This window comes from Pseudomonas benzopyrenica, from assembly GCF_036884265.1.
Classification (GTDB): domain Bacteria; phylum Pseudomonadota; class Gammaproteobacteria; order Pseudomonadales; family Pseudomonadaceae; genus Chryseomonas; species Chryseomonas benzopyrenica.
The window spans coordinates 4,661,010-4,678,215 of record NZ_CP145723.1 but is presented as its reverse complement, the minus strand read 5'-3'; the positions used below and the strand labels follow the sequence as shown (position 1 = coordinate 4,678,215).

The window sequence follows — 17,206 nt, the reverse complement described above, 5'->3', positions numbered from 1 at the left end:
TCACGGTCGCGCCACCCGGAACGGCCCTTTCTGCAGGATGCTGCCATGCTCAAGAACACCCTTGCCGCCGCCTTGACCCTGACCGGTCTCTTCGGTCTCGCCACAGCCCAGGCCGCCGGTTGCGGCACGCCACGCAACGCCTTCGATACCGTCTACTGCGCCAGCAACCTGTTCGCCCAGAGCGACAAGTCGCTGAACCAGACCTATGGCGAACTGCGCAAGCAGCTGCCGGCCGATCAGCAGGCCGTGCTCAAGCAGCGCCAGCTGGCCTGGATCAAGCAGCGTGACAGCCAGTGCGCCCGCGAGGAAGCCGATGGCTACTTCGTCAATCTGGACTGCGCCGTCAGCCTGACCGAAAGCCGCCTGGAGACCCTCAAGGAGCGCCTGCGCGAGTGCGCCAGTACCGGCTGTGAGGCGGGCAAGCTGGGGCAGTGAGGTGAGCCGCAGGAGCGGAATCCGGCGGTTCCCTCTCCCCAACCCTCTGCCGGAGGGAGAGGGGGAAAGCGGCCCCGCGTAGGTTGGGCTGAGCGCAGCGAAGCCCAACACCCCTATCATCCAAAGGTGTTGCGGCCCTAGGCAGGGCTTGAGGTGCGAGCGCAACCGCATCAGCCTCCCGCTGCCCATCACCTGAGCGACCGCTCTGGCCCCTGCCTTTCAGCACTGCAACGAACGTGTCGTACTTTTTTGTTCACATCCGGATACAAGGACACAAAAACCGTCTAGCGTGAGGCGACACGCCCTGACGCGTGCTCCGATAACAACAATCAAGGATGCAGGCATGACATCTTTCCTCAGGCAACGCCTGCCGCTGGCCATCGCCCTGGCCACGGCGCTCGCGGCAACCGCCCAGGCGGCTCCCAATCCCTACAGCGGCTTCACTGTGTTCGGCGACAGCCTGCTCGATGCCGGGCAATTTCCCGACACCGGGATCAACGGCGCCAACCTCAGATTCACCAATCGTGTCGGCCCCGGCTACAGCCCGGCGAGCGGCGCGGTGACCGGCCCGGTGTCCTCGATCCTGCTCGGCCAGCAACTGGGCTTCGACGTCCGGACCCTGGACGCCTCGACCTCGCTGATCAATCAGCGGATCGGCCTGAGCGATGGCGACAACTGGGCCACGGGCGGCTACACCACGGCGCAGATCCGCGACTCCATCACCGCCCGCAATGGCTCGGTGGTGGCGGTAGGTGGGCTGACCCTGCGCAGCCGCGACGGCTACCTGCCGGGACTTGCCAGCCAGGGCCTGAGTCTGGATCCCAATACCCTGTTCTACATCAGCGGCGGGGGTAACGACTTCCTCCAAGGACTGGTCACCTCGCCGGCCACCGCGGCAGCCGCGGCCAATCGCCTGGGCGACGGCGTCGCTGCCCTGCAGCAGGCCGGCGCGCGCTATATGGTGGTCTGGCTGCTGCCGGACATCGGCCAGACCCCGGCCCTGGCCGGTTCGCCGCAACAGGCGGCCAGCTCGGCCCTGAGTCGGGTCTACAACCAGGCCCTGGTGGCGCGCCTGGCCGGCATCGACGCCGAGATCATCGGCCTCAACGTGCCCCAGCTGCTCGCCGAGGTGGTGGCCGAGCCGGGCCGCTATGGCCTGGCCAGCGGGCAGAATCTCACCGGCACCTGCTTCAGTGGCGACAACTGCACCCGCAACGCTACCTACGGCCTGGGCGCGGCGGCGGCCGATCCCAGCCAGTTGCTGTTCAATGATCGCGTCCACCCGACCATCACTGGTCAACGACTGATCGCCGACTACGCCTATTCGCTGCTGGCGGCGCCCTGGGAGGTCACCCTGCTGCCGGAGATGGCCCAGTCCACCCTCAGAGCCCATCAGGATGGCCTGCACCAGCGCTGGCTGGGCGACTGGCATGCCTGGCAGCCGGTGGGGCGCTGGCAGGGCTATGTGGATACCAGCGCGCGACGCCTGGACGTCGACGACCAGCGCAGCACCGCCGGCGGCGATGGCAACGGCTACAGCCTGGACCTAGGCGGCAGCTATCGGCTCAGCGAGGAATGGCGCTTCGGCGTCGCCGCCGGGGTCGCGCGGCAACACCTGGAACCCGGTGCGGCCGATTCCAGCTATCGCCTCAACAGCTATCTGCTCAGCGCCTTCGCCCAGTACCAGGGCGAGCGCCTCTGGGGCGATCTCACCGCCACCGGTGGCCGCCTGGACTATGACGATCTGAGCCGGCGCTTCGCCCTCGGCCCGACCACGCGCAGCGAGCAGGGCGATACCGATGGTGATCTGCGTGCCCTCTCGGCGCGCCTGGGCTATGACCTGGCGGCGGCTGGCAGCCCCTGGCACCTGAGTCCCTATCTCAGCGCCGACTATGCCCGCGTCCAGGTGGACGGTTATCGGGAGCGCGGCAACGACGCCACGGCGCTGGAGTTCGACGACCAGTCGAGCACCTCGCGACGGCTGGGGCTGGGCCTGCAGGGCCGCTGGCAACTGGCACCGGCTACGGCGCTGTTCGCCGACCTGGGTCGCGAGCGGGAATTCGCCGACGGTACCCGCGATGTGACCATGCGCCTGAACAGCGTGCCGGGTCTGGACTACACCCTGGACGGCTACCAGCCCGACAGCGACCGCACCCGCCTGAGTCTGGGCGTGGTCCAGCGGCTTACCCCGGAGCTGACCCTGCGCGGCGGCTACAGCTATGCCGGCGCGGGCGATACCCAGCAGCAGGGCGTGGGGCTGGGCCTGTCGCTGGATTTCTAAGCGTCGCTCGACTTGGATAACAGGCGCTGACCTTGTCAGCGCCTGTTATCCCTAGACCCGGCTGGGATCACCCAGCCGTTGGCGCTGCCAGTCGCGCAACTCGTCCAGACGCCGCGGCGGGCAGACCAGAAAGCCCTGCAGCAGATCGCAACCGGCCTGCTGCAGGCACAGCTGCTTGAGCTCGGTATCCACGCCCTCGGCGATGACCTGGGCGTCGCGGGCATGGCAGAAGGCGATGAGCGCATCCAGGCTGGCCTGGTTACCGGGCTGGCTGAGGCGCTCAACGATGAGCCGGTCGAACTTGATGGTGTCGGCGGGATAGTCGGTGACCTGCTGGATGGAGGTGTAGCCGACGCCGAAGTCGTCGATGGCCACGCGAAAGCCCTCGGCGCGCAATTCGTGCAGCAGCCCCAGGGTGCGCTCGTTCAGCTCGGCGGCGAAGGTCTCGGTGAATTCCAGTTCCAGATGGCCCGGATCGACGCCGTGGTGGCGCACCCGCTCGCGCAGATAGGGCACGATGTCGGCCTGATCCAGCTGCGCGGATGACAGGTTGACGGACAGCACCAGGTCGCTGCCCAGTACCTCCTGCAGCGCCGGGTACTCGCGGCAGGCCTGGTCCACGACCCAGCGATCGATCCAGCGGAAATGCCCCTGGCGTTCGGCGATGGGGATGAATTCCGCCGGCGATACCGAACCCAGGCGCGGTGAATTCCAGCGCAGCAGGGTTTCGGCGGAGCGTACCTGGCCGCTGCTGTCGACCGCCGGCATGTAGACGAGGTGGAATTCCTCGTCCGGATTCATTCGCCGCAGGTGCTCGTCCAGGAGATCCTGGCGGCGCTGGCGCGCAGCCAGTTCCGGGGTGAAGTGCACCAGGTGATTGCCGCCTTCGTTCTTGGCTCGTTCCATGGCCAGATCGGCCTGGGCCAGCAGGTCGGCCAGGTCCAGCGGCGCCTCGGGGGTCGCCAGGCCGATGCTCAGGGTCACGGCATAGCGGCGTTCGCCGACCAGGGTGCCGTTGGCGTAGTTCTGCTGCAGTCGCTGGCCTAGGGCGAGGGCCTCGGTCGCTGCTGCCGGACCGCGCAGCAGGACGGCGAATTCATCGCCCGCCAGGCGCGTGAACACCAGTTCGTTGCCTGCTTGATAGGCCTCCAGCAGCTGCTGGGTCTGGCGCGCCACGGCCTGCAGCAGTTCATCGCCCACCTCGTGGCCGAAGCGGTCGTTGACCGACTTGAAATGGTCGAGGCCGAAATAGAGCAGGGCGATGCGGCGGCCATCCGGCTTGCCCGCCAGCCAGGATTCGCCCATGAGCTGGAAGTAGCGGCGGTTGCCGATCTGGGTGAGGACGTCGGTGCGCAGGGCCGTGCGCAGTTGCGCCAGAATGGCCAGGTTGTTGTCGTGCAGGCGCTTCATGTTGGCGCCCAGATGACCGATCTCGCCGGGCTCGTCGCCGGTTTCGAGGGCCTGGCGCTGACCCTCCAGCACCTCGGTGAGCTGGCTGTCCAGGCGGGCGATGGGCCGGGTGATGTAGCGCCGGATCAGCACGATCAACACCAGGATGCAGGCCAGGGTCACCAGCAGGCCACCACTGAAATAGGCGATCGCCAGACGGCGCAGTTCCCCATGCAGATGCTCCGGGTTCGGGGTCAGGCGCACATAGAGATCGGGTGACAGGCGCACGACAGCGGTGAAATCGCTGGTGCGTACGGGCAGTGTCCGGCTGAATTCCAGGGGCGCGCCATAGCTCTGTTCCAGGGTACGGCGCTTGGCCTCCATTCGGTCCGGACTGACCGCCAGCTGCAGCGTCATCGCCAGGCCGCGCTGACCTGGCAGGGGCGGTCCGGCCGTGCTCGGAAGCAGCGAGGTGGTCGCCACCAGCAGCGAGTGGCCCTGTTCGTCTAGCAGATAATCGCGCCGCTCCAGCGGCCCGTTCGCTTCCCGCGCCAGGCGCTCGAGTAGCTGGCGCTGGACGCTGCTCAGCTGGGCGAAGGGATCGCCACTGCGTTCGTAGTAGTAGGCCAGGCTGAGATCGGGCCGGGCGATGGCCAGGGAGATGCGCGTGGGAGCGTCGTCGCCGGCCAGCTGGCGCACCGCCAGTTGCAACTGGGTGCCCAGGGCCTCGTTGCGATAGGGCACCTCGGTCTGCCGCAGGAAGTTGCCCAGGGCCGCGCTGTTGGACAGGGCATAGAGCAGATTGCGGCTGAAGTGATCGTACTCGCGATAGGTGGTCTCCAGCGCCGCCAGGTCGTGGTTGACCCGCGAGCGTTCGAGGCCGATCACCGCCTCGCGCTGCACCGTGTAGCCCAGTCCGACCAGGGTCAGGCTGCAGAGCAGGGCGACCGGCAGGATCAGCAGCAGGGCGCGCCTATTGAGATTCATGGTGATCTACCAAAGCGCTGCCGATGCGCTGCCGGGTCTGGAAGGCGTCGGGCGGACCTTCACGGAAGACCTGGCTGCGGGCGATGACGTCGTCGGGGGGGAACAGGCTGGGATCCTCGCGCAGGTCGGCCGGCAGCAGGCGCACGGCACCGGCATTGGGGGTCGCCAGGTGCAGCTCCTCGGTGGCCAGCACGGCATTGCGCGGCTCGTTGAGAAAATCGATGAAGCGCCAGGCGGCGGCCTGGTGCGGGGAGCTGCTGAGCACCGCCACGCAGTCCATCCACAGCAGGCTGCCTTCGCGGGGCGTGGTGAAATGCCAGGGCTGCCCGGGCGTCGCGGCATTGAGCAGGTGCTGGTCGCCGCTGTAGCCCAGGGCCAGATCGATGCGGTCGCTGTAGGCCGGATTGCGCAGGGCGCTGACCACGTACTGATAGGTCAGCACCGCCGGTGCCTGGGCTTTGAGCAGGGCGAAGCTGCGTCTGAGCAACTCGGGATCGTCGCTGTTGATGGCGGCACCCAGGATGATCAGCGGCGCGACCAGCAGGTCGTCATGGTCTTCGAGCATGGCGATGCGGCCGTGCAGCGCCGGCGCCGGCTGCAGCAGCGGCAGCCAGGACGTGGGCGCCTGGGCCAGGCGGTCGCTGCGATAGAGCAGACCCAGGGTGCCCCAGACATAGGGCACCGCGTAGTCGCCACAACTGTGGCGCCAGCGCGGATCGAGTTCGTTCAGATGGGGCAGGCGCCGGGGATCGATGCGCGTCAGCAGGCCGTCCTGGCCGAGACGCGTGGCGCTGACCTCGTTGATCACCACCAGGTCGAGATCGGCATCGCCGCGCGCCAGGGTGGCGTCGCGCACGTCGCTGCTGTCGAAGTGGATTTCCTGCACGGGGGGATGGGCCTTAGCCCAGCGCTGCAGCAGGGTGTCGCTGAAATAGCCTTCCCAGGTATAGAGCCGCAAGGGCTCGGCAGCCGCTACGGGTGACGCGGGCAGACCGGTAAGCACCAGGCTGCAGAGGAAAAGGCAGTAGCGCATGCGGACGACTCGGCGGCAAGGGCTGACTTCTATAGGAGGGGCCGAAGAGCCCGCACGTTCACCCCAGGAAATTCAGGGCTTCTGCCAGTCTAGGAGGCTTGCCTGTATTCGCCAGTCGCGGCGTCGTCTATTGCATGCGCTTGGCGATGTTCCTCAGTTCTGCAAGGGCGCCACCCCGGCGCGCTGATGGGCGCGCGTCCAGGGCTTCTGCTCGTCGGCGAACTTCACCGCCAGCCGTTCCAGCACCCGTTGCGTCGGCGCGTTGGTGCCATGCAGCAACAGCAGAGGCAACAGCAGCAGGCTGGCGCCCAGGGCGGCCTGGCGTGGCCTCAGGTTGACCTCCTGGCCACGCAGCAGCCAGAGTAGAGTGCCGCTGGCGGCATAGCCGATGGGCAGGCCGGTCACCACTTCCGAGATCGAGTGATAGCCCAGCACCACCCGCGAGACGGCGATGAGCAGGGCGCACAGTGCGCCCAGGGCGGCTGCGGTCAGCCGTAGCGACGGTCGCGCCCGACTGGCCAGCAGCCAGCCCAGCACTGGCAGCACGCTGCCCACCAGCATGGAGTGGCCGCTGAATCCGGTGAAATCCAGACGCGGAATGCCCAGGCCCCAGCCGAAGAAGGCGATCTTGGACAGGGCAACGCTGAGGCTGGCAGCACCAAACAGCAGCAACCAGAGCAGCGCCGCCCGCGCGGACAGGCCGGCCAGCAGCCAGAGCGCGATCAGCACGGCGCAGGGAAGCATCACCGAGGAATCGCCGAAGTTGGTGATGAACAGCCACATGGATAAGCAGACTCCTGGAGAAGACGAGGCATTCTGACCACCGGACGCCCAGAGGTTGCATCGCGCGTGCCAGCCTGTGGACTGGCGCAAGAAAGCGCTGGGATCCCGGTTGCAGACCCAGAAAAAAGCCCCGGCACCGGCGGTGGCGGGGCTCTTTGACGGGAGGCGTCTTACAGACCGGCAGCGGCGCGCAGGGCGGCGGCGCGATCGGTACGTTCCCAGGTGAAGGTGGTGAAGGTGTCATCGCCCACGGTGATTTCCTGGGGATGGCGACCGAAGTGACCGTAGGCCGCGGTGGCGCGGTACATCGGATGGAGCAGGTCGAGCATGGTGGTGATGGCGTAGGGGCGCAGGTCGAAATGCTCGCGCACCAGCTGCACGATCCGCTCGTCGCTGATCTTGGCGGTGCCGAAGGTGTTGATCGAGATGGAGGTGGGCTGGGCCACGCCGATGGCGTAGGACACCTGGATCTCGCAACGCTCGGCCAGGCCGGCGGCGACGATGTTCTTGGCCACGTAGCGACCGGCATAGGCGGCGCTGCGGTCGACCTTGGACGGGTCCTTGCCGGAGAAGGCGCCACCGCCGTGACGGGCCATGCCGCCGTAGCTGTCGACGATGATCTTGCGGCCGGTCAGGCCGCAGTCACCCACCGGGCCGCCAATGATGAACTGGCCGGTCGGGTTGATGTGGAACTGGGTGTCCTTGTGCAGCAGCTCGGCGGGGATGACGTGCTTGACGATCAGCTCCATCACGGCTTCGCGCAGGTCGGCGTACTTGACCTCGGGATTGTGCTGGGTGGACAGCACGATGGCGTCGATGCCGACCACCTTGCCGCCTTCGTAGCGGCAGGTCACCTGGGACTTGGCGTCCGGACGCAGCCAGGGCAGCAGGCCCGACTTGCGTGCCTCGGCCTGACGTTCCACCAGGCGGTGGGAGAAGGTGATGGGCGCGGGCATCAGCACATCGGTCTCGTTGCAGGCATAGCCGAACATCAGGCCCTGGTCGCCGGCGCCCTGGTCTTCCGGCTTGCTGCGATCGACGCCCTGGGCGATGTCCACCGACTGCTTGCCGATGATGTTGACGATGCCGCAGGTGGCGCCGTCGAAGCCCACGTCCGAGCTGTCGTAGCCGATGTCGACGATGACGTCGCGCACCAGTTGCTCCAGGTCGACCCAGGCGGAGGTGGTGACCTCACCGGCGACGATGGCCACACCGGTCTTGACCAGGGTCTCGCAGGCCACGCGGGCGTGCTTGTCCTGGGTGATGATGGCGTCGAGCACGGCATCGGAGATCTGGTCGGCGATCTTGTCCGGATGGCCTTCGGACACGGACTCGGAGGTGAACAGGGAATATTCGCTCATCGAATGGTTCCTAAATTACCAAGGGGTAGGGGCCCGCAGGCCGGTCGAGACAGCAGTTTCCTTGCTGGACATGACGCCCTTGAGCGTCGGGTCCGCCCGCCACTGGCCAGGTGGCCTCATGACGGGGTGTTTCCCTGATCCGGGCGCGCGAACTGGCGCACCTGGATCTGAAAGCCGTTGCGCAGGCCGAGGTAGAGGCTTTCGCCCGCCTGCAGGCCGGCCGCCTGGGCCCAGCGGGCCAGTTCGTCCTGGTCGAAGCCGAGCCAGAGATCGCCACAGGCGGCGCGCGCCCAGGTCTGGTCGTGGGGGCAGAGGTCGGTGATCACCAGGCTGCCACCCGGCGCCACGCGGCGGGCCAGCTGCTGCAGGGCCTCCGCCGGTGCGGCCAGATGATGCAGGACCATGTTGAGGATCACGCAGTCGGCCGCTAGCAGCGGCTCGGCGAGGGCGTCGGCCAGCTGCAGTTCGACCTGGGCGAGGCCGTCGCGCTGGCAGCGCTGGCGCGCCAGTTCGAGCATGGCCGGGCTGTTGTCCACCGCCACCACGCGGGCGAAGCGGCGCGCCAGATCCGGCAGGAAGGCGCCGTCGCCGGGGCCCACTTCCAGGGCGCAACCGCGCGGATCCAGGGCCAGGGCGTCCAGCAGGCTGAGCAGGCCGTCGCGATACTGCGGCAGACCGGCGATGAGATCCTGCTGAGCCTGGAATTTTTCCGCCACCCGGGCGAAGAAGTCGCGACTCACCGCGGCGCGCTGGGCATGCACCTCGCCGATCCGCGTCTGCACCGCGCTGGGCAGGGCCAAGGCGTCCACCTCTTCGAGCAGGGCGGCGTGCAGGGCGCCACCCAGGCTGCCCGGGCGGGGCAGGGCGCGGCGATAGAAGATGGCGTTGCCCTCGCGGCGCGTGGCTACCAGCTGCGCCTGGGCCAGCACCTTGAGGTGGTGGCTGATGCCGGACTGGCCGGTGGCGAAGATCTGCGCCAGCTCCAGCACGCCGAAGGAGGCGCTGTGCAGGGCGCGCAGGACGTTCAGGCGCAGGGGATCGCCGCCGGCCTTGCACAGGGCGGCGAGGGTATCTCCTGGTTCTTGGCCGAGCGCCGGCACGCGTAGCGGGGTCATGGGGCGCTAGTCTAGAGACCCGTCCCAGACCTCGCAAGAAAAGCATCAAAAAGTTTTGATGCTTTTCCAGGGGCGGCTGGCCGCGCATACCTTCGTCGAGGTAGGTAAGATGCCGGAGCCGTTTGGCCGGCAGTCGTCGCGGCCTTGCGGTAACGACCGCGAAACTCGCGCGTCCAACCTGCAGCCCCCTTCCAGGAGCGTTACCGGGTAGCCCCATGTCCGTCCAGCCACCGCCCCCTTCCGCGCCCGCCACCGGCACGCGCCTGGTGATCTGCGAGCACTGCGATTCGGTGCATCGTCTCGAATCCCTCGCGGCGGGCGAGCGGGCGCATTGCCTGCGCTGTGGCGCCTTGCTCTATCGCGCCAGCCGCCTGGACATCCAGGGCCTGCTGGCCCTGGCGATCGCTGCGGCGGTGCTGTTCGTGATCGCCAATGTCGGGCCCATCCTGCAGCTCAGCTTTCGCGGCCTGCACAGCGAGGCGACCCTGCTGGAGTCGGTGATCGCCATGAGTCGCGGCTTCGCCGGACCCATGGCGCTGGTGGTGGCCATGACCCTGTTCGTGGTGCCGCTGCTGCAGATCGCGCTGCTGCTCTGGGTGCTCGGCTTCGCCCAGGCCGGTCGCCGGGCCCCCGGTTTCGCCACGGCCATGGTCACCCTGCACTACCTGCGGCCCTGGAGCATGATCGAGGTCTTCGTGCTCGGCGCCCTGGTGGCGGTGATCAAGCTGGCCGGCTTGCTGCACGTGGTGGTGGGCCTGGGCCTGTTCGGCATGGTCGGGCTGATGGTGGTGCTGCTGATCATCGCCAAGCGCGACCTGCATCCGCTGTGGGACGCCGTCGGGGAGCGCGAGCCGTGACCGCGCCCCAGCTGCCACCCCGCGCCGACGAACTCGGCCTCTGCCTGTGCCACGTCTGCGGCAAGGTCTGCACCGCGCCGCGCCACCACAAGGCCGGCTGCCCGCGCTGCGGCTCGGCGCTGCACCGCCGCAAGCCCAATGTCTATGCCAAGACCTGGGCCTACCTGATCGCCGCGCTGATTCTCTATATCCCGGCCAATACCCTGCCGGTGATGTTCACCGGTACCCTGGGGCGCGGCGTGGAGAGCACCATTCTCGAAGGGGTGATCGAATTCTGGGAAGGCGGCTCCTGGGGCGTCGCCCTGGTGATCTTCATCGCCAGCGTGGCGGTGCCCTCCATCAAGTTTCTGGTGCTCGGCACCCTGCTGGTGAGTTGCCAGAGACACAGCGACTGGGCGATGGCTCAGCGCGCCCGGCTCTATCGCTTCGTCGAGCTGATCGGCTACTGGTCGATGCTCGACGTGATCGTGGTGGCCCTGGTCTCGGCGCTGGTGCACTTCGGTGCCCTGAGTTCGGCGGCGCCGCGCCTGGGTATCGTGTTCTTTGGTTTCGTGGTGGTGCTGACGATGCTCGCCGCGATGAGTTTCGATCCCCGCTTGATCTGGGATGCAGAGGTGAACGATGACGGACAGGCATGAACCCGACGCCCTGGCGCCTACCCCCGAGGTACGCCGCAGTCGCTGGAGCGTATCGCTGATCTGGCTGGTGCCCATCGTGGCGGCCCTGATCGGGCTGTCCATGGTGATCCACAGCTGGGCGTCGCGCGGACCGACCATCACGGTGACCTTTCTCACCGCCGAAGGCCTGGAAGCCGGCAAGACCCAGGTCAAGTACAAGAACGTGGTGATCGGCACCGTCAGCGACATCCAGCTGGCGCCGGATCGCAATCGGGTGATCACCACCATCGAACTGGAAAAGTCCGCCGAGGGCTTCGCCACCAAGGACGCGCGCTTCTGGGTGGTGCGGCCGCGCTTCGGCGTCAACGGCGTCTCCGGGGTCGACACCCTGGTGTCGGGCGCCTTCATCGGCGCCGACATCGGCGATTCCACCGAGTCCCACCGCGACTTCCGCGGCCTGGAACAGCCGCCGGCGCTGATCCACGGCGCCTCGGGCAAGAGATTCATCGTCACCGCCGACGACATCGGTTCCCTGGACGTGGGTTCACCGGTCTACTACCGGCGCATCCAGGTCGGCCGGGTGGTGTCCTTCCACCTCAACCAAGATGGCAAGGGCGTCAGCGCCCAGATCTTCGTCGATTCGCCCTACGACCGCTTCGTCACCGCCAACAGCCGCTTCTGGAACGCCAGCGGCGTCGATGTTTCCCTCAGCGCCTCCGGACTCAAGCTCAATACCCAATCGCTGGCCACGGTGGTGGCGGGCGGCATCGCCTTCGTCACCCCGGAATGGCCCAGGGATCCCGAGGCGGCCCAGGAAGACCAGAGTTTCACCCTGTTCGACGACCAGACCAGCGCCCTGGCCCCGCCGGATGGCGAACCCATCTATGTGCGGATGAGATTCCAGCAGTCGTTGCGTGGCCTCGCCACCGGCGCGCCGGTGGAATTCCTCGGCATGAACGTTGGCCGGGTAGTTTCCCTGACCCCCGACTACGAAGATGCCCAGGATCGCTTCTCGCTGATCGTTGGCGCGGTCATCTATCCCCAGCGGCTGGGTGATGTCGGCAAACGCATCGAGACCAAGGATCGCGACGGCAGGCTGTTCGCTGGCTGGGTGGCCCGTGGCCTGCGCGCCCAGGCCCGTACCGGCAACCTCTTGACCGGACAGCTCTACATTTCCGTCGACTTCGTGCCCAACGCGCCCAAGGTGGCTTTCGATCCCCAGGCCAAGCCGTTGTCGATCCCCACCGTCACCGGCAGCTTCGATCGCCTGCAGGAGCAGATGGCCGGCATCGTCAACAAGATCGACAAGATCCCCTTCGATTCCATCGGCAAGAATCTCGACACCAGCCTGGCGCAGCTCAGCGGCACCCTCAAGCAGCTCAACGCGGGCGTCCTGCCGCAGCTGACCACCACCCTGATGGGCGTGCAGCAGCTCACCGGCAGCGCCAGCCAGAGTCTGGGTGCCGACTCGCCGGTGCAGCAGAACCTGACCCAGACGCTCGAAGAGATGCAGCGCATGGCGCGCTCCCTGCGCGTGTTCGGCGACTACCTCGGCCGCCATCCGGAATCCCTGATCCGCGGTCTGGTGACCGATCCGCCGCCCAAGTTCGAACCGGGCTCCCGTGATCCCGCCAAAGGAAAATTGCAATGAAGCGCCTGACCTGCCTGGCTCTGCCCCTGCTGCTGGCCGCCTGTTCGTCCAAGGCGCCGCTCAACTACCACACCCTGACCAGTGCCGCGGAGCCCGCGGCCAGTGGTCGCGCGGCCAGCTTTCGCTTCGCCCTGCAGGGCGTCTCGGTGCCGCCGCAGGTGGATCAGCCGCAGCTGGTGATCCGCCAGGGCGAGGGCATCGCCCTGCTGGAAAACGAACGCTGGATCGCCCCCCTGGCCGACGAGGTCCGCAGTGCGCTGTCCGCCGACCTGTCCCAGGACCTGGGCACCCTGGACCTGGGCGATGCCCCCCGTGGCAGCGGCGCACCGGTGCTGCGCATCAAGGTGGACCTGCAGCGCTTCGATTCGCAGCCCGGGCGTGGCGTCCAGCAGGACGCGCTCTGGACCCTGCGCCTGGCCGAGCCCGGGGGCGAGCGGGTGCTCACCTGTGGCAGCCGGATCAGCCAGCCCGCTGGCGGCTCCTATGCCGAGGTCGTCGCGGCGCATCGCCAGGCGCTGAGCGTCCTGGCCAAGCGCATCGAGCCGGTGGCGCGTGCCTTCGTGGCCGACGGCGATACGATCTGCCCGGCAGGCTGAGGCGACCGCGCCGATTGCTGGAAGTGCCCTGGCTGAGCGAAAATGGCCGCCCTTTCGCTCTGCCTCTGCCAGGAGACACCGCAATGCCCAGCCGTCGTGATCGAGCCAACGCCATCCGTGCCCTCAGCATGGATGCCGTGCAAAAGGCCAACAGTGGCCACCCCGGCGCCCCCATGGGTATGGCCGACATCGCCGAAGTGCTTTGGCACGATCAGCTCAAGCACAACCCTGGCAATCCCCAGTGGGCCGACCGTGACCGCTTCGTGCTGTCCAACGGCCACGGCTCCATGCTCATCTATTCGCTGCTGCACCTGTCCGGCTACGACCTGTCCATCGACGACCTGAAGAATTTCCGTCAACTGCACAGCAAGACCCCGGGCCACCCCGAGTACGGCTACGCCCCGGGCATCGAGACCACCACCGGTCCGCTGGGCCAGGGCATCGCCAACGCCGTGGGCTTCGCCCTGGCGGAAAAGGTCATGGCCGCCCAGTTCAACCGTGATGGCCACCAGATCGTCGACCACCATACCTACGCCTTCCTCGGCGATGGCTGCATGATGGAAGGCGTCTCCCACGAGGCCTGCTCTCTGGCCGGCACCCTGGGCCTGTCCAAGCTGATCGCCTTCTACGACGACAACGGCATCTCCATCGATGGCGAGGTCGAAGGCTGGTTCACCGATGACACCCCCAAGCGCTTCGAGAGCTACGGCTGGCAGGTGATCCGCAACGTCGACGGCCATGACGCTGACGAGATCCAGACCGCCCTGGACACCGCGCGCAAGAGCGACAAGCCCACCCTGATCTGCTGCAAGACCGTGATCGGCTACGGCGCGCCGCACAAGCAGGGCAAGGAAGAGTGCCACGGCGCGCCCCTGGGCAACGACGAGATCCAGGCCGCCCGCGAACTGCTCGGCTGGTCCCATGCGCCCTTCGAGATTCCCGCCGACATCTATGCCGAGTGGAGCGCCCGGGAACGCGGCGCCGCCGCCGAGGCCGAGTGGAACGAGCGATTCGCCGCCTACGCCCAGGCCCATCCGCAATTGGCCGCCGAGTTCAAGCGCCGCATGGCCGGTGACCTGCCCGCCGATTTCGCTGAGCGCGCCGCCGCCTTCATCCAGGACGTCGCCAGCAAGGGCGAGACCATCGCCAGCCGCAAGGCCAGCCAGAACGCCCTGCAGTTCTTTGGTCCGCTGCTGCCCGAACTGCTCGGCGGTTCCGCCGACCTGGCCGGCTCCAACCTGACCCTGTGGAAGGGCGCCAAGGGCGTCACCGCCGAAGACGCCAGCGGCAACTATGTCCACTACGGCGTGCGTGAATTCGGTATGAGCGCCATCATGAACGGCGTCGCCCTGCACGGCGGCCTGGTGCCCTACGGCGCCACCTTCCTGATGTTCATGGAATACGCCCGCAACGCGGTGCGCATGTCGGCGTTGATGAAGCAGCGGGTGCTCTATGTCTTCACCCACGACTCCATCGGTCTCGGCGAAGACGGCCCCACCCACCAGCCGGTGGAGCAGCTGGCCTCGCTGCGCTACACCCCCAACCTGGATACCTGGCGTCCGGCCGACGCGGTGGAATCCGCCATCGCCTGGACCTCGGCCCTGGAACGTCGCGACGGCCCCAGCGCGCTGATCTTCTCCCGCCAGAACCTAGTCCACAGCGTGCGCGACGAAGCCACCCTGGGCAACGCCGCTCGCGGCGGCTACGTGCTCAAGGACTGCGTGGGCGAACCCGAGCTGATCCTCATCGCCACCGGTTCCGAAGTGGGGCTGGCGGTGCAGGCCCATGATCGCCTGACCGCCGAAGGGCGCCAGGTGCGCGTGGTCTCCATGCCCAGCACCAGCGTCTTCGACCGCCAGAGCCCCGAGTACCGCCAGCAGGTCCTGCCGGTGGAAGTCGGCGCGCGCATCGCCATCGAGGCCGGCATCGCCGACTTCTGGTACAAGTACGTCGGTCTCGACGGTCGTATCATCGGCATGCACACCTACGGCGAATCTGCTCCGGCGGCGGCGCTCTTCGAGCACTTCGGCTTCACCCTGGACAACGTCCTGGCTGTCGCCGGCGAGTTGCTGGAAGACTGAGTGTGCCGCGGTAATACGAAAAGCCCCGCCTAGGCGGGGCTTTTTCATGCCTGACATTCAGCAGGCGCTCAGGGATTCACCCGAATGCTCGGCCCCACCAGGGTGACGCCCCCGGCATCCAGCTGGACGAAGCTGCCGCCAGCCTTGAGGGTCAGGCGGGCGCCGGCTTCCAGGACGATCTTATGGCCGCTTTGCAGGCGGATTGCGCTGCCGGCTTCGACGAACAGGCCGCCATCCAGGCGCAGGTGCTGACTCTCGCTGACGTCCAGATGGTCGTCCGCGCGCACCTCGGTGCGGCGTTCGCCATGGGTGATGCGGTGGTATTCAGCGTGGAAGGTGCTGTAGCTGTTGCCCCGGATGCGCTGATGGCGCTCGTGGCCGATCTCGCTGCGGTGGTCATGGCCGATGCGTTCGTTCCAGTCGCGCTGGGCATGGAGGTGGATTTCCTCCTGGCCCTGGCGATCCTCCAGGCGCAGTTCGTTGTAACCGTTGCCGCCCGGGCTGCTCAGGCTCTTGAAGGTGCTGCGGGTCCTGTCCCGGGGCAGATCGAGCGGTGGACGGTGTTCGGCGTGATGCAGGCAGCCGATCACCAGCGGCTGGTCGGGATCCCCTTCGAGAAAGCCCACCAGCACCTCCATGCCGATCCGCGGCACGCTCAGGGCGCCGTAGCCCGCCCCGGCCCAGCCGCTGGCGACGCGCAGCCAGCAGCTGGTGCGCTCATCCGCCTGGCCCTGGCGATCCCAGTGGAATTGCACCTTGACCCGGCCGAGGGCGTCGCAGTGGATCTCTTCGCCGGACGGTCCGGTGACCACGGCGGTCTGGGCACCCAGCAGCCTGGGCCTGGGATGACGCAAGGGCAGGCGGAAGGGCAGCGTCCAGGGCCGGGCGACGAAGGTATTGCGATAGCCCTGGTAGAAGTCCTCAGCGGAGGCCTGGGGCAGGCTTTCTTCCAGCACCTGGGGCTGACGCCCCTGATGGCGGACGTCGGTCAGCAGCCAGAGCTGATTCCAGTCGGCGCGTGGATGCTGCTCCAAGGGCAGGAAATGCCCGCTCGCCAGGCTGGGCTGATCGCTCGCGCCCTGAGCCTGGTGGACGTCGCCTCGCAGCCGCTCCAGCCGGCGAGTGTTGAGGCGCTGGCCGACTGCGCGATCGGTGAAGTGGCCGGGAAAGCCATAGTCTTCCAGCCTGGGCTGGGCCGCAGCTCCCGTGCTGCTCTGCAGGCACAGCCGTGGGTGCAGCGGATCGTGATCGCGCAGGAGGCTGGCGCTGCTGCGGATCCGCAGGCCGACCGCCAGGCGGCTGATGACGGGCTCGTCGGCCACCAGACCGCTGCCGGGCCGATAGCGGGTGGCGCCCAACCGCGGAAAGGCGGTGGCGTCATCGCCAAAGACCAGTACATGGCCGTCGCGCCGATGCTGGTGGTGGAAGTGCAGGCCCTCTTCCTCGCAGAGGCGGGTGAGAAAGGCCAGATCACTTTCGCCGTATTGCACGCAGTAGGCGCGCGGTGGATAGCGGGTCGGGCCCAGGGCGAAGCGATAGTCGCCGTCGAGGATGCCGTGCTCCTGGAGCAACTGAGCGAGGATCTCGGGGACGCTGAGCCCCTGGAAGATGCGGGAATTGGTCCGGTGGGCGAGGTAGGCCAGGCGCGGCACCAGTTCGATGCGATAACGGGTCAGGCGGCGGCCGGCATTCCCCTGGGCGACGGCGGCGATCTGACCGTGGACGCCCAGGTCAGCCGGACCGAGGGCGAGAAAGGCTCGACGGTGCAGCAGCGACTCCAGCGGCCAGTCCGGGCGCTCGCTGACCAGTTCGAGCTGGAAGCGGTAGGGCTGGCCGATGGCCTCGCGACCGTCGAAGGCGAACACCTGGAAATCATGGGCGACGCCGTCCAGCGTCAGGATGAACTGAGGGGTATCGGCTGGGGTGAACATCGGATCGCATCCTTGCGAATCGAAAACGCCCATGTGATCAGCCAGACTGCACGATTTCAAGCTGCAAGAGGTGCATTCTAGAGCGATTT

At 67.5% G+C, this 17,206-nt stretch carries 13 protein-coding genes; 7 read left to right on the top strand and 6 right to left on the bottom strand.

Annotated features, from left to right (window positions below; genetic code table 11):
* The first annotated feature begins 45 nt into the window (after positions 1–45).
* Both V6W80_RS22145 and V6W80_RS22140 read left to right on the top strand, forming a co-directional pair.
* The gene (locus V6W80_RS22145) at positions 46–435 is read left to right on the top strand and encodes a lysozyme inhibitor LprI family protein (protein ID WP_064307816.1); all 390 of its coding nucleotides are present in this window, start codon (positions 46–48) and stop codon (positions 433–435) included.
* A 343-nt stretch (positions 436–778) separates the two neighbouring features.
* Complete coding sequence (locus V6W80_RS22140; RefSeq protein ID WP_338545391.1) at positions 779–2,716, top strand: autotransporter domain-containing protein; 1,938 nt, start codon at positions 779–781, stop codon at positions 2,714–2,716.
* 51 nt (positions 2,717–2,767) lie between these two features.
* Here the strand turns inward: V6W80_RS22140 and V6W80_RS22135 are convergent, their stop codons facing one another.
* The 5 genes from V6W80_RS22135 to V6W80_RS22115 form a co-directional block, all read right to left on the bottom strand.
* Complete coding sequence (locus V6W80_RS22135) at positions 2,768–5,092, bottom strand: putative bifunctional diguanylate cyclase/phosphodiesterase (protein WP_338545390.1); 2,325 nt, start codon at positions 5,090–5,092, stop codon at positions 2,768–2,770.
* Positions 5,079–6,125, bottom strand: coding sequence for a polyamine ABC transporter substrate-binding protein (locus tag V6W80_RS22130; protein ID WP_338545389.1), 1,047 nt, complete (start codon positions 6,123–6,125; stop codon positions 5,079–5,081). The genes V6W80_RS22135 and V6W80_RS22130 overlap by 14 nt, the downstream gene beginning before the upstream one ends.
* Before the next feature lie 153 nt (positions 6,126–6,278).
* On the bottom strand, positions 6,279–6,908 hold the full coding sequence (locus V6W80_RS22125; protein ID WP_017639456.1) for a phosphatase PAP2 family protein: 630 nt from the start codon (positions 6,906–6,908) through the stop codon (positions 6,279–6,281).
* Positions 6,909–7,078: 170 nt separating this feature from the next.
* A complete protein-coding gene (gene metK, locus V6W80_RS22120) occupies positions 7,079–8,269 on the bottom strand; it encodes a methionine adenosyltransferase (protein ID WP_068384733.1) in 1,191 nt (396 codons plus the stop codon).
* Between the two features lie 116 nt (positions 8,270–8,385).
* Complete coding sequence (locus V6W80_RS22115; protein ID WP_338545388.1) at positions 8,386–9,384, bottom strand: ArsR/SmtB family transcription factor; 999 nt, start codon at positions 9,382–9,384, stop codon at positions 8,386–8,388.
* Positions 9,385–9,599: 215 nt separating this feature from the next.
* On the opposite strand from V6W80_RS22115, the gene V6W80_RS22110 reads away from it, so the two are divergent.
* From V6W80_RS22110 to tkt, 5 genes are all read left to right on the top strand, one after another.
* Positions 9,600–10,241, top strand: coding sequence for a paraquat-inducible protein A (locus V6W80_RS22110; protein WP_338545387.1), 642 nt, complete (start codon positions 9,600–9,602; stop codon positions 10,239–10,241).
* Positions 10,238–10,879 (top strand): paraquat-inducible protein A, encoded by a 642-nt coding sequence (locus tag V6W80_RS22105; RefSeq protein ID WP_017639460.1) that lies wholly within the window; start codon positions 10,238–10,240, stop codon positions 10,877–10,879. The genes V6W80_RS22110 and V6W80_RS22105 overlap by 4 nt, the downstream gene beginning before the upstream one ends.
* Positions 10,863–12,509, top strand: a complete 1,647-nt coding sequence (locus tag V6W80_RS22100) for an intermembrane transport protein PqiB (RefSeq protein ID WP_338545386.1) — start codon at positions 10,863–10,865, stop codon at positions 12,507–12,509. The genes V6W80_RS22105 and V6W80_RS22100 overlap by 17 nt, the downstream gene beginning before the upstream one ends.
* Positions 12,506–13,105: a PqiC family protein gene (locus V6W80_RS22095; protein WP_338545385.1), complete on the top strand. Its 600-nt coding sequence runs from the start codon at positions 12,506–12,508 to the stop codon at positions 13,103–13,105. The genes V6W80_RS22100 and V6W80_RS22095 overlap by 4 nt, the downstream gene beginning before the upstream one ends.
* A gap of 83 nt (positions 13,106–13,188) precedes the next feature.
* On the top strand, positions 13,189–15,186 hold the full coding sequence (tkt, locus tag V6W80_RS22090) for a transketolase (RefSeq protein WP_184289857.1): 1,998 nt from the start codon (positions 13,189–13,191) through the stop codon (positions 15,184–15,186).
* Positions 15,187–15,254: 68 nt separating this feature from the next.
* On the opposite strand, the gene tssI is transcribed toward tkt, so the two are convergent.
* Positions 15,255–17,117, bottom strand: coding sequence for a type VI secretion system tip protein TssI/VgrG (gene tssI, locus V6W80_RS22085; protein ID WP_338545384.1), 1,863 nt, complete (start codon positions 17,115–17,117; stop codon positions 15,255–15,257).
* Positions 17,118–17,206 lie beyond the last annotated feature (89 nt).

Bases quoted from the DNA above. Each gene is read 5' to 3' on its own strand.
- metK (WP_068384733.1), bottom strand. From the start codon at position 8,269: ATGAGCGAATATTCCCTGTTCACCTCCGAGTCCGTGTCCGAAGGCCAT.
- V6W80_RS22125 (WP_017639456.1), bottom strand. From the start codon at position 6,908: ATGTGGCTGTTCATCACCAACTTCGGCGATTCCTCGGTGATGCTTCCC.
- V6W80_RS22095 (WP_338545385.1), top strand. From the start codon at position 12,506: ATGAAGCGCCTGACCTGCCTGGCTCTGCCCCTGCTGCTGGCCGCCTGT.
- V6W80_RS22145 (WP_064307816.1), top strand. From the start codon at position 46: ATGCTCAAGAACACCCTTGCCGCCGCCTTGACCCTGACCGGTCTCTTC.
- tssI (WP_338545384.1), bottom strand. From the start codon at position 17,117: ATGTTCACCCCAGCCGATACCCCTCAGTTCATCCTGACGCTGGACGGC.
- V6W80_RS22115 (WP_338545388.1), bottom strand. From the start codon at position 9,384: ATGACCCCGCTACGCGTGCCGGCGCTCGGCCAAGAACCAGGAGATACC.
- V6W80_RS22140 (WP_338545391.1), top strand. From the start codon at position 779: ATGACATCTTTCCTCAGGCAACGCCTGCCGCTGGCCATCGCCCTGGCC.
- V6W80_RS22135 (WP_338545390.1), bottom strand. From the start codon at position 5,092: ATGAATCTCAATAGGCGCGCCCTGCTGCTGATCCTGCCGGTCGCCCTG.
- V6W80_RS22130 (WP_338545389.1), bottom strand. From the start codon at position 6,125: ATGCGCTACTGCCTTTTCCTCTGCAGCCTGGTGCTTACCGGTCTGCCC.
- V6W80_RS22100 (WP_338545386.1), top strand. From the start codon at position 10,863: ATGACGGACAGGCATGAACCCGACGCCCTGGCGCCTACCCCCGAGGTA.
- tkt (WP_184289857.1), top strand. From the start codon at position 13,189: ATGCCCAGCCGTCGTGATCGAGCCAACGCCATCCGTGCCCTCAGCATG.
- V6W80_RS22110 (WP_338545387.1), top strand. From the start codon at position 9,600: ATGTCCGTCCAGCCACCGCCCCCTTCCGCGCCCGCCACCGGCACGCGC.